Annotated in this window: 13 protein-coding genes; 3 read left to right on the forward strand and 10 right to left on the reverse strand. The window is 56.6% G+C overall.

Going from position 1 to position 14,598, the window contains the following annotated elements; translation table 11 throughout:
• Window positions 1–19: 19 nt before the first annotated feature.
• Together phoR and phoB are read right to left on the reverse strand one after the other, a co-directional pair.
• Complete coding sequence (gene phoR / locus AP059_RS19990; protein ID WP_059765652.1) at window positions 20–1,342, reverse strand: phosphate regulon sensor histidine kinase PhoR; 1,323 nt, start codon at window positions 1,340–1,342, stop codon at window positions 20–22.
• Window positions 1,343–1,384: 42 nt separating this feature from the next.
• Window positions 1,385–2,077, reverse strand: a complete 693-nt coding sequence (gene phoB / locus AP059_RS19995) for a phosphate regulon transcriptional regulator PhoB (protein ID WP_048363994.1) — start codon at window positions 2,075–2,077, stop codon at window positions 1,385–1,387.
• Window positions 2,078–2,230: 153 nt separating this feature from the next.
• Between phoB and AP059_RS20000 the strand changes: the two genes are divergently transcribed.
• Window positions 2,231–2,611 carry a COG4315 family predicted lipoprotein gene (locus AP059_RS20000; RefSeq protein ID WP_059765654.1) on the forward strand — a complete coding sequence of 127 codons (381 nt, stop codon included), beginning with the start codon at window positions 2,231–2,233 and terminating at the stop codon, window positions 2,609–2,611.
• A 68-nt stretch (window positions 2,612–2,679) separates the two neighbouring features.
• Here AP059_RS20000 and AP059_RS20005 read toward each other — a convergent pair whose 3' ends face one another.
• The 8 genes from AP059_RS20005 to AP059_RS20040 all read right to left on the reverse strand — a co-directional run bounded on the left by AP059_RS20005 (window position 2,680) and on the right by AP059_RS20040 (window position 11,923).
• The gene (locus tag AP059_RS20005; RefSeq protein ID WP_059765656.1) at window positions 2,680–3,570 is read right to left on the reverse strand and encodes an ABC transporter permease subunit; all 891 of its coding nucleotides are present in this window, start codon (window positions 3,568–3,570) and stop codon (window positions 2,680–2,682) included.
• Window positions 3,567–4,487, reverse strand: a complete 921-nt coding sequence (locus AP059_RS20010; protein WP_048363991.1) for an ABC transporter permease subunit — start codon at window positions 4,485–4,487, stop codon at window positions 3,567–3,569. Before AP059_RS20010 ends, AP059_RS20005 begins: the two co-directional genes overlap by 4 nt.
• Window positions 4,484–5,626 carry an ABC transporter ATP-binding protein gene (locus AP059_RS20015; RefSeq protein WP_048363990.1) on the reverse strand — a complete coding sequence of 381 codons (1,143 nt, stop codon included), beginning with the start codon at window positions 5,624–5,626 and terminating at the stop codon, window positions 4,484–4,486. The genes AP059_RS20010 and AP059_RS20015 overlap by 4 nt, the downstream gene beginning before the upstream one ends.
• A 68-nt stretch (window positions 5,627–5,694) precedes the next feature.
• Window positions 5,695–6,789 (reverse strand): polyamine ABC transporter substrate-binding protein, encoded by a 1,095-nt coding sequence (locus AP059_RS20020; protein ID WP_059765658.1) that lies wholly within the window; start codon window positions 6,787–6,789, stop codon window positions 5,695–5,697.
• Between the two features lie 244 nt (window positions 6,790–7,033).
• Complete coding sequence (locus tag AP059_RS20025; RefSeq protein WP_059765659.1) at window positions 7,034–8,146, reverse strand: polyamine ABC transporter substrate-binding protein; 1,113 nt, start codon at window positions 8,144–8,146, stop codon at window positions 7,034–7,036.
• A 184-nt stretch (window positions 8,147–8,330) separates the two neighbouring features.
• Window positions 8,331–9,695 (reverse strand): aspartate aminotransferase family protein, encoded by a 1,365-nt coding sequence (locus AP059_RS20030; protein ID WP_048363987.1) that lies wholly within the window; start codon window positions 9,693–9,695, stop codon window positions 8,331–8,333.
• A gap of 56 nt (window positions 9,696–9,751) precedes the next feature.
• Window positions 9,752–11,110 (reverse strand): glutamine synthetase family protein, encoded by a 1,359-nt coding sequence (locus AP059_RS20035; RefSeq protein ID WP_048363986.1) that lies wholly within the window; start codon window positions 11,108–11,110, stop codon window positions 9,752–9,754.
• Between the two features lie 36 nt (window positions 11,111–11,146).
• Window positions 11,147–11,923, reverse strand: coding sequence for a gamma-glutamyl-gamma-aminobutyrate hydrolase family protein (locus tag AP059_RS20040; RefSeq protein WP_059765660.1), 777 nt, complete (start codon window positions 11,921–11,923; stop codon window positions 11,147–11,149).
• 278 nt (window positions 11,924–12,201) lie between these two features.
• Between AP059_RS20040 and AP059_RS20045 the strand changes: the two genes are divergently transcribed.
• Window positions 12,202–13,578, forward strand: coding sequence for a glutamine synthetase family protein (locus AP059_RS20045; protein WP_059765661.1), 1,377 nt, complete (start codon window positions 12,202–12,204; stop codon window positions 13,576–13,578).
• A gap of 54 nt (window positions 13,579–13,632) precedes the next feature.
• Window positions 13,633–14,547 (forward strand): carbonic anhydrase family protein, encoded by a 915-nt coding sequence (locus AP059_RS20050; protein WP_059765662.1) that lies wholly within the window; start codon window positions 13,633–13,635, stop codon window positions 14,545–14,547.
• The last annotated feature ends 51 nt before the right edge of the window (window positions 14,548–14,598 follow it).

The raw sequence follows: 14,598 nt of genomic DNA on the forward strand, positions 1-14,598 counted from the left end.
TGGGCTAACGCCGCATGGCTCAGTCGATCAGGTCCACGCTAAGGGTTTTTGTCACCTGAACCGGCGCGAAATGGCAGGTAAACGTACTGCCGTGACCCAACACGCTGCTGATCTCAAGGCGGGCACGATGGCGTAACAGCACATGTTTGACGATGGCCAGGCCCAGGCCGGTGCCGCCGGTGCTGGCATGGCGGCTGGAGTCGACGCGGTAGAAACGCTCGGTCAGGCGCGGCAGGTGTTTGCTGTCGATTCCGACCCCGGAGTCTTGCACGCTCAGGTGCGCACCCGAGGCGTCGGCCCACCAGCGAATCCGAATACTCCCACCGTCCGGGGTGTATTTGACCGCGTTAAACACCAGATTCGAAAACGCACTGCGCAGCTCAGTCTCACTGCCTTTGAGCGCTACATCGGCTTGCGCCTCCAACGTGATGGTCTGGTTGCGCTGACCGGACAACGCCTGTGCGTCGCTTTTGACTGTGCGTAATAAACGCTCGACCTGCACCGGCTGGTTATCTGAGGGGTAATCGGTGGCTTCCAGCTTGGCCAGCAGCAGCAGGTCGTTGAGCAACGTTTGCATGCGCTCGCCCTGTTGCTGCATTTGCGACAGCGGGCGCTTCCAGCGCGGGTTCACGTCGTCGACGTTATCGAGCAGGGTTTCCAGATAGCCACAGATCACTGTCAACGGCGTGCGCAGTTCGTGGGAGACGTTGGCGATGAAATCTTTGCGCATTTGTTCGAGCTGATGAATGCGCGTGACATCGCGTACCAGCATCAAGTGCTCATTGTTGCCGTAGCGGGTGATGTAGAGCTGGATACGCAGGTGATCGTTGACCGGCGAAGGGATGTCCAGCGGCTCAGCGTAGCTGTCCTGTTCGAAATATTCCTTGAAGCGCGGGTGACGCACCAGGTTGGTCACGGGCTGGCCGCTGTCCTGTGGCGTCTTGAGGCCCAGCAAGGTCTCTGCGGCGCGGTTCCACCATTCGAGGTTGCCGTCGCTGTCGAGCATCACTACGGCGTCTTTGAGCGCTGCGGTGGACTCTTGCACGCGGTCGATCACAGCTTGCAAGCGCCCGCGTACCCGTTGATCGCGCCGTTGCAGGTGATAAATGCTGTCGAACACTTCACCCCACAGGCCATAGCCATCAGGGGGGGCTTCGTCGGGTTCGTGATTGCGTAACCAGTCGTGCAGACGTAACAGCTGTTTGAGCGTCCAGCCCAGGTACAGCGTCACACCTGCGGCCAGGCTCCAGCCGTAATAACCGCTGACCAGGCCGATCAACAGGCAGGCGGTGACCAACAGCAACAAATGACGAATCAGCGTGCTATGCCAGTTTTGATTCACGTCGCGCGGGTCCTTGCTTGGCGTTGAGTCTGAAAGTGCAAATCAGGCTTTGGTCGAAAAACGATAGCCCGTGCCGCGCACGGTTTGTACCAGATTCTCGTACGCCTCGCCGAGCGCTTTGCGTAAACGGCGAATGTGCACATCCACGGTGCGCTCTTCGACATAAACGTTGCCGCCCCATACTTGGTCGAGCAACTGGCCACGGGTGTAAGCGCGTTCCTGGTGGGTCATGAAAAATTGCAGCAGGCGGTATTCAGTGGGGCCCATTTCGGCGGGCGTGCCGTCGATGGTGACGCGATGGCTGATGGGATCGAGCAGCAAGCCGCCGATTTCAATCGGTGACTCGCCATCGGCCGGGCCAGCGCGACGCAACACGGCCTTAAGGCGTGCTACCAGCTCGCGTGGGGAAAACGGCTTGGTGATGTAATCGTCAGCGCCGACTTCCAGACCCTGGATCTTGTTGTCCTCCTCACCTTTGGCCGTGAGCATGATGATCGGAATATCGCCGGTCATTTCTTCACGCTTGAGGCGTCGGGCCAACTCAATGCCGGAGGTGCCGCCGGGCAGCATCCAGTCGAGCAGGATCAAATCAGGTTTGCGGTCGACGATGATGGCGTGGGCCTGCTGAGCATTCTCTGCTTCGAGGCAGTCGTAGCCCGCCATTTCCAGGGCGACTGCGATCATTTCGCGGATCGGTGCCTCGTCATCAACAATCAGAATGCTCCTGCCAACCATGCCGTAATCCCCATGTCATTTAACTGTCTTGTGGCGCATTAGATAACGGAATTATTGCAGTCGTGTGACAACTTTGGGCAAGCGCCACGTTCGAAGGGCGAGTGAACTACGCTTGTAGGTTCAAATCGTACAACCACCTAGAGGACGATTCCGATGACTCACAGCTCGTTTTCCCTGAAGTCACTGTTTTTAGGCGCTGTATTGGCGCTGCCTGGCCTGGCGTTTGCCGCAGAACCGGCAATGACCCAAAACGGTGTGCTGGTTGATCATAGCGGCATGACGCTTTACACCTTTGCCAAAGATGCGGATGGCAAATCGATGTGCAATGACAAATGCGCTGAAAACTGGCCGCCGCTCAAAGCTGAAAGCACGGACAAAGGCGAGGGTAAATGGACCACCATTATTCGTGATGACCAGCAGATGCAGTGGGCCTATGACGGCAAGCCGCTGTACACCTTTGTCATGGACAAGAAGGCCGGGGACAAGACCGGGGACGGCAAAATGGAAGGTGCGTGGAAAGTGGCCAAGCCCTAGAAAGCTCAACAGCCCATAAAAAAACCCCGCCCCTGCATGCAGGAAGGCGAGGTTTTTATACCGCTGCCTTAAACCGCGCCGGGCGATTTAGGACGGCGTACATCAGGTTGCTTCCACGACTCTGCCGCCGATTCGTCAATGGCTTGCTGAATAGCCTTTTTACGATGCTCCTCAGCACGACGGCTGAAGAACCACACCATAAAGGTCACCAGCGACACCGCCAGCAAAATCAAGCTGGCCACGGCGTTGATCTCGGGTTTAACCCCCAGACGTACCGCCGAGAACACTTCCATCGGCAAGGTCGTGGAACCCGGCCCGGACACGAAGCTGGCCAGTACCAGGTCATCCAGTGACAAGGCAAACGACATCATGGCGCCCGCCGCCAGCGACGGCGCAATCATGGGGATGGTGATCAGAAAGAACACTTTCCACGGTTTGGCACCCAGATCCATCGCGGCTTCTTCGATCGACAAGTCCAGCTCACGCAGGCGCGATGACACCACCACGGCCACATAGGCCGAGCAGAACGTGGTGTGGGCGATCCAGATGGTGACAATGCCCCGCTCTTGCGGCCAACCAATCATTTGCGCCATCGCGACAAACAGCAGCAGCAACGACAGACCGGTGATCACTTCAGGCATGACCAGCGGCGCGGTCACCAGACCGCCAAACAGGGTGCGGCCCTTGAAGTGGCTGATACGCGTCAGCACGAAGGCGGCCAACGTGCCCAGCGCGACCGCTGCAATCGCCGTGTACAAGGCGATTTCCAGCGAGCGCATCACCGAACCCATCAACTGCGTGTTGTCCAGCAAGCCGGTGTACCACTTCAGCGACCAGCCGCCCCATACCGTCACCAGTTTGGAGGCGTTGAACGAGTAGATCACCAGAATCAACATCGGCAGGTAGATGAACAGCAACCCGACGACCAACATGAAGCTCGAAAAACGGACGCGATTCATATCTTGCCCTCCAGCTCTTTAGCCTGGCTGCGGTTGAACAGGATGATGGGCACGATCAGGATCGCCAGCATGACCACGGCAAGCGCAGACGCTACCGGCCAGTCACGGTTGTTGAAGAACTCTTGCCACAACACTTTACCGATCATCAGGGTTTCGGGGCCGCCCAGCAGTTCCGGGATCACGAACTCACCCACCACCGGGATAAACACCAGCATGCAGCCCGCGATAATGCCGTTTTTGGACAGCGGAACGGTGATTTTCCAGAAGCTGTTGATGGTGCTTGAACCCAGGTCAGACGCGGCCTCCAGCAAGCTGTGGTCGTGCTTCACCAGGTTGGCGTACAACGGCAGGATCATGAACGGCAGGTACGAATAGACGATGCCGATATAGACCGCGATGTTGGTGTTGAGGATCTGCAACGGTTCGCTGATCCAGCCCATCGACATCAAAAAGCCGTTGAGCAGCCCGTTGTTGCTGAGGATGCCCATCCACGCGTACACGCGGATCAGGATCGCCGTCCAGGTCGGCATCATGATCAGCAGCACCAGCACGGTCTGCATCTCTTTGCGCGCATTGGCAATGGCGTAGGCCATTGGATAGCCGATCAGCAGGCATAACGCCGTGCTGAAAAAGGCCATCTTCAACGAGCCAAGGTAGGCAGCGATATACAGCTCATCGTCGCCCAACATGGCGTAGTTGCCCAGGTTCAGCAGGATTTGGATCTTTTGGTCGATGTAGCTGTAGATCTCGGTGTACGGCGGGATCGCAACGTCGGCTTCAGCAAAGCTGATTTTCAGGACGATGAAAAACGGCAACATGAAGAACAAAAACAGCCACAGGAATGGAATCCCGATCACCGCATGGCGGCCCTTGGGGGTTATTCGTTGCAGACGGCGTTTAAGTTTTCGCATGTTCATGAGCGCAGTACCACGCCGCTGTCGTCTTCCCACCACACGTAGACTTCGTCGTCCCAGGTAGGACGCGCGCCACGGCGTTCGGCGTTGGCCACAAACGATTGCACCAGTTTGCCGCTCGGCAGCTCGACGTAGAACACCGAGTGGCCGCCCAGGTAGGCGATGTCATGCACCTTGCCGCGCGACCAGTTGTATTCACAGGTCGGCTTCTCGGTGGTGACGAGCATTTTTTCCGGGCGAATCGCGTACGTGGTGTGCTTGTCTTCAACCGAGGTGCTGACGCCGTGACCGACATAAATATCGTTCTCCAGCTCCGGGCAATTGATGCGCGCATAGCCTTCCGCGTCGTCGACCACTTCACCCTCGAACAGGTTGACGTTACCGATGAACTCGCACACCAGCCGGCTGACCGGGGTTTCGTAAATATCGATCGGGCTGCCGATCTGTGCGATCCAGCCCAAATGCATGATCGCAATGCGCTGGGCCATGGTCATGGCCTCTTCCTGATCGTGGGTCACCATGACGCAGGTCACGCCCACGCGCTCGATGATTTCAACCAGTTCGAGCTGCATTTGCGAACGCAGTTTTTTATCCAGCGCGCCCATCGGCTCGTCGAGCAGCAGCAGTTTCGGGCGTTTGGCCAACGAACGGGCCAGGGCCACACGCTGACGTTGACCACCGGACAATTGGTGCGGCTTGCGCTTGGCGTACTGGCTCATGTGCACCAGCTTGAGCATTTCGTTCACGCGCGCATCAATCTCGGCGCCGGACATTTTGTCCTGCTTGAGGCCGAACGCGATGTTCTGCGCCACGGTCATGTGCGGAAACAAGGCGTAGGACTGGAACATCATGTTGATCGGCCGTTCGTACGGCGGCATATCAGTGATGTCTACACCGTCGAGGAAAATACGGCCCTCTGTTGGGCGCTCGAAACCGGCGAGCATGCGCAGCAAGGTGGATTTGCCCGATCCCGATCCGCCGAGCAAGGCGAAGATTTCGCCTTTGTTGATTTCCAGGGACACGTCGTCCACCGCAATCGTCTCGTCGAATTTTTTCGTGACCCGGTCGATTTTGACCAGCACCTGTTTAGGTGTCTGGTCGCCCTCGAGGGCTTTCTTATAGGCGCCGGAGGCAACAGCCATTACGAAACTCCCAACAAATTTAGCAGCCCGACTTCAATAGCCGGGCCTTGGATAGGCGGTCGCGGGGGTTATTTACCCGTTTTGACCTTGGTCCACGTGCGCGTCATCAGACGCTGCACTTTCGGGGGTAGTTCGGTGGAAACGTACGTTTTGTCCAGCACCGCCTGGGTTGGGTAAACCGCTTCGTCGGCACGAATGGACGCATCCATCACCTTGTCGGCGGCCGGGTTGGGGTTGGCATAGCCGACATAGTCACTGACCTGAGCGATCACTTCAGGCTTGAGCAAGTAGTTGATGAAGGTGTGAGCTTCTTTGACGTTGCCGGAATCTTTGGGGATCGCGAGCATGTCAAACCACAGGGCGCCGCCTTCCTTGGGCACGATGTAGGCGATGTTGACGCCTTTTTTGGCTTCTTCGGCACGCGCTTTTGCCTGGAACACATCGCCGGAGAAACCAATGGCGACACAGATGTTGCCGTTGGCCAGGTCGGAAATGTACTTGGAGGAGTGGAAGTAGGTGACGTATGGACGCACCGACATCAGCACTTCTTCAGCTTTCTTGTAATCCTTGGGGTTGGTGCTGTTGGCATCCAGCCCCAGGTAGTTGAGTACGGTGGGCAGCATTTCATCTGCCGAGTCCAGAAAAGCCACGCCGCAGCTTTGCAGCTTCTTCATGTTTTCGGGCTTGAACACCACGTCCCAGGAGTCGATGGTGTCGACGCCCAGCACTTCTTTGACCTTGTCCACGTTGTAACCAATGCCATTGGTGCCCCACAGGTACGGCACGGCATATTGGTTGCCTGGATCGTTGGCCTGAAGGCGCTTGAGCAGGGCCGGGTCAAGGTTGGAATAATTGGGCAGTTGCGCCAGATCGAGTTTCTGGAACGCGCCCGCTTTGATCTGCTTGCCCAGGAAGTGGTTAGACGGCACAACCACGTCATAACCGGTACGCCCGGCCAGCAGTTTACCTTCCAGGGTTTCGTTGGAATCGAAGACGTCATACACCGGTTTGATGCCAGTGGCCTTTTCAAAATCCACCAGCGTGTTCGGCGCGATGTAGTCCGACCAGTTGTAAATGTGCACGGTAGGTGCTGCTTGTACGCTGACGGCAAGCGTCAAACCAGCGCCGACCAGCAAGGTCCTGCGAAACAAAGATGTAGACACGTGATGGTCCTCAAAATAGTTGGGCCTGAGTTGCCCGCGTCACACGGCAGCAGAACCGCCAAAGACAAAACCGGCGCGCAACTTACCCTCGATAAACGTGCACAGCAAAGTTTTCTGCGATTTATTGCTGTAATGCCCTGATTTAGCGCTGATTTCACCCTAAACCGTAGGAGCTGGCGCAGGTTGCGATCTGTTGAACGTTTATAAAGATCGCAGCCTGTGACCGCTCCTACAGGGTATCGGGTTACTTACCGGACTTGATTTTGGTCCAGCTACGCGTCAGCAGGCGCAAGGTGGTAGGCGGCAAGTCACTGATCGCATACAGCTTGGCTTTCACTTCGTCGGACGGGTAGATGCTCGGGTCGCCCGAGATGTCTTTATTCACCAGCGGCGTTGCAGCCTTGTTACCGTTGGGGAAGCGCACGCTGTTGGTGATTTCGGCCATCACCTCAGGCTGCATCAGGAAGTTCATGTAGGCGTAGGCGGCCTCAACGTTTTCGGCGTCTTTAGGGATGGCGACCATGTCATAGAAGCTGCCAGCACCTTCTTTCGGGATCACGTACTTGAGCTTGACCTTGTCGCCGGCTTCTTTAGCGCGGGAAATCGACTGTTCCAGGTCGCCCGAGTAGCCCACGGCGACGCAGATGTTGCCGTTGGCCAGGTCGGAGATGTACTTGGAGGAGTGGAAGTAACCCACCGAAGGACGGATTTTCAGGAACAGGTCTTCCGCTGCTTTCAAGTCATCCTTGTTCGTCGAGTTGGTGGGCTTGCCCAAGTAATGCAAGGCAGCCGGGATCATTTCGGTCGGCGAGTCGAGGAAGCTGATGCCACAGCTTTTCAGCTTGGCCGCGTTCTCGGGCTTGAACAGCACGTCCCATGAATCAATGGTGTCGACGCCCAGGGCCGCTTTGACCTTTTCAGGGTTGTAGCCGATGCCAATGGTGCCCCACATGTACGGGAACGCGTGTTTGTTATCCGGATCGCTGGCATCGCCAACGGCCTTGAGCAACGCAGGGTCGAGGTTTTTCCAGTTGGGCAGCTTGGACTTGTCCAGTTCCTGGTAAACCCCGGCCTTGATCTGCTTGGCCAGAAAGTTGTTGGACGGCACGACGATGTCGTAGCCGGACTTGCCCGCCAGCAGCTTGGCCTCAAGGGTCTCGTTGCTGTCGAACACGTCGTACACCACTTTGATACCGGTCTGGTCTTCAAACTTTTTCACGGTATCGGGTGCGATGTAGTCGGACCAGTTGTAGATGTGCAGCACTTTGTCGGCTGCCTGAGCTGCCCCCGCCATCACACCCATCAAAGACAGGGCGAGAAGGGTCTTGCCAGCTTTTTTAAAACCTGATGCCTTCATCTGTAATGCTCCACTTATTCTTTTAAACCACCGATTCAGCGTCCTGAGATCAGGGTGACTAAAGCCGGCGGCTAGTCTGGCAAGATCCGGGGCAGGCTTTCAAGGGAAGAGCCTTTATTCTTAAGGCTTAGAGCGTAATTACCTACGTAAAAGCGGTAGTTGTCTTACGCTCGGAGCCTAGCAGTTAACCTTGAAGCACTTCCAAGGTCAGATCCAGGCACTTGCGAGCCTTGGTTACCAGCTCATCGATCTCGTCTTTGCTGATCACCAGCGGCGGCGAAATGATCATGGTGTCGCCCACGGCGCGCATGATCAGACCGTTATCAAAGCAGAACTGGCGGCAGATCATGCCAACCCCACGGCCTTCATAACGTTTGCGCGTGGCTTTGTCCTGTACCAGTTCAATGGCACCCAACATGCCAACGCCGCGCACTTCGCCCACCAACGGGTGATCGTTCAGTTCGCGTAAACGCTTTTGCAAATACGGTGCCGTTTCGGCCTGAACTTTTTCGATAATTTTTTCGTCGCGCAGGATGCGGATGTTTTCCAGCGCAACGGCTGCCGCTACCGGGTGACCGGAGTAGGTAAAGCCGTGGTTGAAATCGCCGCCTTCGTTCAGTACCGCCACCACTTCGTCGCGCACGATCAGGCCACCCATCGGGATATAGCCCGAGGTCAGGCCCTTGGCGATGGTCATCATGTCGGGCTTGAGGCCGTAGAAATCGCTACCGAACCACTCACCTGTGCGGCCAAAACCGCAAATCACTTCATCGGCCACGAACAGAATGTCGTACTTGGCCAGAATCTCTTTGATGCGCGGCCAGTAGGTATCAGGTGGCACGATCACGCCGCCTGCGCCCTGAATCGGCTCGGCAATAAAGGCACCGACGTTATCGACGCCGATTTCGAGAATTTTCTCTTCCAGTTGATTGGCCGCCCAGATGCCGAACTCTTCCGGGGACATGTCACCGCCTTCACCGAACCAGTAAGGCTGCGGGATGTGCGTGATGCCCGGGATCGGCAAGTCGCCCTGTTCGTGCATATAGGTCATACCGCCCAGGCTGGCACCGGCCACGGTCGAACCGTGATAGCCGTTTTTGCGGCTGATGATGGTTTTTTTGTTCGGTTGGCCTTTGATCGCCCAGTAGTGGCGAACCATGCGCAACATGGTGTCGTTGCCTTCGGAGCCGGAGCCGGTAAAGAACACGTGGTTCATGCCTTCAGGCGCAATCTGGGCAATGACTTTTGACAGCTCAAGCACCGGGGGGTGAGCGGTCATGAAAAACAGGTTGTAGTACGGCAGTTCGCGCATTTGCTGACTGGCAGCGTCTGCCAGTTCATCGCGCCCGTAACCGATTGCCACACACCACAGGCCGGCCATGCCGTCGAGAATCTTGTGACCTTCGCTGTCCCACAAATACACGCCCTTGGCGTGAGTGATGATGCGCGGGCCAACTTCCTTCAATTGTTTGAAGTCACTGAACGGCGCCAGGTGGTGATCATTACTGAGGTTTTGCCATTCGCGGGTTTGCGGGTTCTTGTTAGTCATACGGCTTCTCTTTTATTCAGTGGGGAGCCGCGCTTCCCAAGCGCGGCTCCGGCGTGTCAGACGGCGAACAGCAGGAATTCCCGCTCCCACGAACTGATGACGCGCTTGAAGTTTTCGTGCTCGGCACGTTTCACCGCGACGTAGCCGGTGATGAACTTGGTGCCCAGGTACTTCTCGACAGTCTTGCTGTTTTCCATGCGCTCCAGAGCATCTTCGATGGTCAGCGGCAAGCGCAGGTTGCGACGTTCGTACCCGCGCCCCACCACCGGTGCGCTCGGGTTGATGCCTTCAACCATGCCGATGTAGCCACACAGCAAGCTGGCCGCAATCGCCAGGTACGGGTTGGCGTCGGCGCCCGGCAAGCGGTTCTCGACGCGGCGGTTTTGTGGGCCGGCATCCGGCACACGCAAACCTACCGTACGGTTCTCTTCGCCCCACTCCACGTTTACCGGTGCCGAGGTATCAGGCAAGAAACGACGGAAGGAGTTCACGTTCGGTGCAAACAGCGGCAACAGCTCTGGAATGAACTTCTGCAAGCCGCCGATGTGATTGAGGAACAGCTGGCTCATGCTGCCGTCTTCATTAGAGAAGACGTTTTTGCCGGTTTCGATGTCGATGATGCTCTGGTGCAGGTGCATGGCACTGCCAGGCTCGCCGGTCATGGGCTTGGCCATGAAGGTGGCGGCCACGTCGTGCTTGAGCGCGGCCTCGCGCATGGTGCGTTTGAACACCAGAATCTGGTCGGCCAGCGACAGCGCATCGCCGTGACGGAAGTTGATTTCCATCTGCGCGGTGCCGTCTTCGTGGATCAGTGTGTCCAGATCCAGCTCTTGCAGCTCGCACCAGTCGTAGACGTCTTCGAACAGCGGATCGAATTCGTTGGCAGCTTCTATAGAGAAGGACTGACGGCCGGTTTCGGGGCGACCGGAGCGACCGACAGGCGGCTGCAACGGGTAGTCCGGGTCGTCGCTGCGCTTGGTCAGGTAGAACTCCATCTCTGGCGCCACGATCGGCTGCCAACCGTGGTCGGCATAGAGCTTGAGGACCTTTTTCAGCACGTTGCGCGGCGACAACTCAATCGGGTTGCCCTGCTTGTCGTAGGTGTCGTGAATCACCTGAGCCGTAGGCTCAATCGCCCAAGGCACGAGAAATACGGCGTTCTGATCGGGACGGCAGACCATGTCAATGTCGGCCGGATCGAGGAGTTCGTAATAGATGTCGTCTTCGACATAGTCGCCCGTTACGGTTTGCAGCAATACGCTCTCGGGCAGGCGCATGCCTTTTTCGGCAATGAACTTGTTGGTCGGCGAAATCTTCCCGCGAGTAATCCCGGTAAGGTCGGCGATCATGCATTCGACTTCTGTGATCTTGTGGTCTTTCAACCAATCGGTGAGCTGGTCGAGGTTGTTACTCATAAATGCCTCTGGGCTGAGTGTCCTGACTTGAATTAGTCAGGCGTTTACTGACGCATCGGCGTCGCGTTGGGTTGCGCGCCTTCTACAGGCATCGCCAAATGCCTGAAAGATGGCGAGGTAAATCGGGTTAGAGCTTACCTGCCATTCGGGGTGCCACTGAACAGCTAAAGCAAAAGCCTTGCCGCCCTCGACCGAGACGGCCTCTACCAGGCCATCGGGTGCTGTAGCTTCCACCCGTAAACCGGGGGCCAAGCGATCAAGGCCCTGGGTGTGAATGGAGTTGACGCCGAACTCGGCAGGCAAGCCCAAGCCCGCCAATACGCCGCCGGGTTGAACGTGCATGGCGTGGCTGGGTGCGTACTGCACATCGACTGGCGCGCTCGGGTCTTCACGGTGCTCGATAAAGCCTTCGACTTCATGCAGTTTCTGGTGAAGCGAGCCGCCGAGGGCTACATTCAATTCCTGAAAGCCACGGCAAATGCCGAGCACGGGAACGCCGGCAGCCAGTGCCGCGCGAATCAGGGGGAGTGTGGTGCGATCACGGTCAGCGTCGTGCAGCGTGCCGGGCGCGCTGGCAGGACCGTGATACAAATGAGGCTCGATATTGGAAGGTGACCCGGTAAATAGCAGGCCGTCCAGACCGTCAAGAATATCGGTCGGATCAATCAGCTCCGCTAAAGACGGAACGATCAGAGGCAAGCCTTGGGCTGCCACCGCAACTGCTCGCACGTACTTGTCACCGGTGATGTGATAAGGATGCAAACCGATCTGCTTGGTGCAGGCGGTGACGCCGATTAACGGCAGGCGTGACATGTAACACCCCGGTATTATTGCTGTTATGGGTTTGAATCGAGCTTAGCCTTGTTCATTTTTTTACACAACACCCCCGTAAAAAATACAACACGGCCCGCTCAAGCCTGCGGGCGGCACGCTTTTTTTTAGGCATCAGACGCTCTAAAAAGCGTCAAAAATGCCCTTTAAGCGCTTTTTTAGGGCAAAAAAGAGGCTGCTTGACTTCGGTATGCCGTTCGGGTTGACTGAAACCCGTAGCGCTCAATGATTGATATTTTTAACAACAAAGGTGTTGCATCATGTCGGTACCCCCGCGTGCCGTTCAGCTGAATGAAGCGAACGCGTTCCTTAAGGAACATCCTGAGGTTCTGTACGTTGACCTTCTAATTGCGGATATGAATGGTGTAGTGCGCGGTAAGCGCATTGAACGCACCAGCCTCCACAAGGTTTACGAGAAAGGCATCAACCTGCCAGCCTCTCTATTTGCTCTGGATATCAATGGCTCAACGGTGGAAAGCACCGGTCTGGGTCTGGACATCGGCGACGCAGACCGAATCTGTTATCCAATCCCTGACACCCTGTGCAACGAGCCGTGGCAAAAGCGCCCTACCGCGCAACTGCTGATGACCATGCACGAACTTGAAGGTGAACCTTTCTTCGCCGACCCGCGCGAAGTGCTGCGTCAAGTTGTTACTAAATTTGACGAGCTTGGCCTGACCATCTGCGCCGCTTTCGAGCTTGAGTTCTACCTGATCGACCAGGAGAACGTGAACGGTCGCCCGCAACCTCCGCGCTCGCCGATCTCCGGCAAACGCCCGCACTCGACTCAGGTGTACCTGATCGACGACCTCGACGAATACGTCGACTGCCTCCAGGACATTCTGGAAGGTGCGAAAGAGCAAGGCATCCCGGCTGACGCCATCGTTAAAGAAAGTGCCCCGGCGCAGTTCGAAGTGAACCTGCACCACGTTGCCGACCCGATCAAGGCCTGCGACTACGCGGTACTGCTCAAACGCCTGATTAAAAACATCGCCTACGACCATGAGATGGATACCACGTTCATGGCCAAGCCTTACCCAGGCCAGGCGGGCAACGGACTACACGTACATATCTCGATTCTGGACAAAGAAGGCAAAAACATTTTTGCCAGCGAGGATCCCGAGCAGAACGCCGCATTGCGTCACGCGATCGGCGGTGTGCTGGAGACCCTACCGGCGCAGATGGCGTTCCTATGCCCTAACGTCAACTCGTACCGTCGTTTCGGTGCTCAGTTTTATGTACCGAACTCGCCATGCTGGGGCCTGGATAACCGTACGGTGGCTATCCGCGTACCGACCGGTTCGTCTGATGCTGTGCGCATCGAACATCGGGTAGCCGGTGCCGATGCCAACCCGTATCTGTTGATGGCGTCTGTGTTGGCCGGTATTCACCACGGGCTGACCAACCAGATCGAGCCGGGTGCTCCGGTCGAAGGCAACAGCTACGAGCAGAACGAGCAAAGCCTGCCAAACAACCTGCGCGATGCACTGCGTGAGCTGGATGACAGCGAAGTCATGGCCAAATACATCGACCCCAAATACATCGATATCTTTGTGGCCTGTAAAGAGAGCGAGCTGGAAGAGTTTGAACACTCCATCTCCGACCTCGAATACAACTGGTACTTGCATACCGTGTAAACGATTGCTGCTTTAAAAAAACGCCGCCGGCCTTACAGCCTGCGGCGTTTTTTTGTGGCTTTTTCTTTCTTCTTTTACGTCGCTATCCACAAGGAATCAGGAAAAAACCTACATAAAAAAGTACTCCGAGCTCCCAAGATGATCGGCTTAATGAGCCACACGCAGGGTGCTCAGCCATCTTTACCGGACCGCATTTACATGCCTATCGCTAAAAAGCTCCCCTACACAAAACACCATCGCCTCGCGGCGGTCATTTTGTTGATCGGCTTGTTTGTTTGTCACAGTGCACTGTCTGAGGATCAACCTTGGCACTTTGCGACGCCTACCGTGGCCGACGATTGCTCGCAGCAGTCCCCCGAAGGGGCGCCGTACGGGTGTGGAGAGTTGCAGTCACCTATCAACATCAAGCATTCACTGCGCGCTCATCTGCCCGAACTGGACACGCGATACAGTCCAGGGCCAGCAACGGTTAAGCATATTGGCCATACCCTGGAAGTCAGGACCGAAATGAAGGGGCTTATCACATTGGGGACCAAGTCCTACGATTTTGAGCAGTTGCATTTTCATCAGCCTGGAGCAGACCTCATAAAGGGTCGCAGCTACCCGCTGGTCGCGCATCTGGTGCATAGAAGTTCAACCGGCGAAGTGGCTGTGGTCGCCATCGTCTTCAAAAGAGGCCAGGAAAACGCCAATCTTGCACAGTTACTCGCCGTAATGCCGCGTCATAAGGGCGATGCATTTGTCTTGGGGAAATTCGATATCGCTCAACTGCTTCCACAACAGCGTGAGTACTACGCCTATAAAGAATCGATGTCCGCGCAGCCCGACATTGAAGGCATTAACTGGCATATTTTGAAGACCCCGATGGAAGTATCGGATGCGCAACTGCACGCCTTCCAATTGATACTCCCTGCGCACAGGCGGCCGGCGCAGCCTGCGCGCAACCGCGCGGTTCGGGTCGGTGGCTAACCGACTATCCGGCTCGTACAATGTCTGCTGCCCGCAGGAGACACCCATGAC

The sequence above is a fragment of the Pseudomonas sp. TAA207 genome (assembly GCF_001529285.1).
Classification (GTDB): domain Bacteria; phylum Pseudomonadota; class Gammaproteobacteria; order Pseudomonadales; family Pseudomonadaceae; genus Aquipseudomonas; species Aquipseudomonas weihenstephanensis.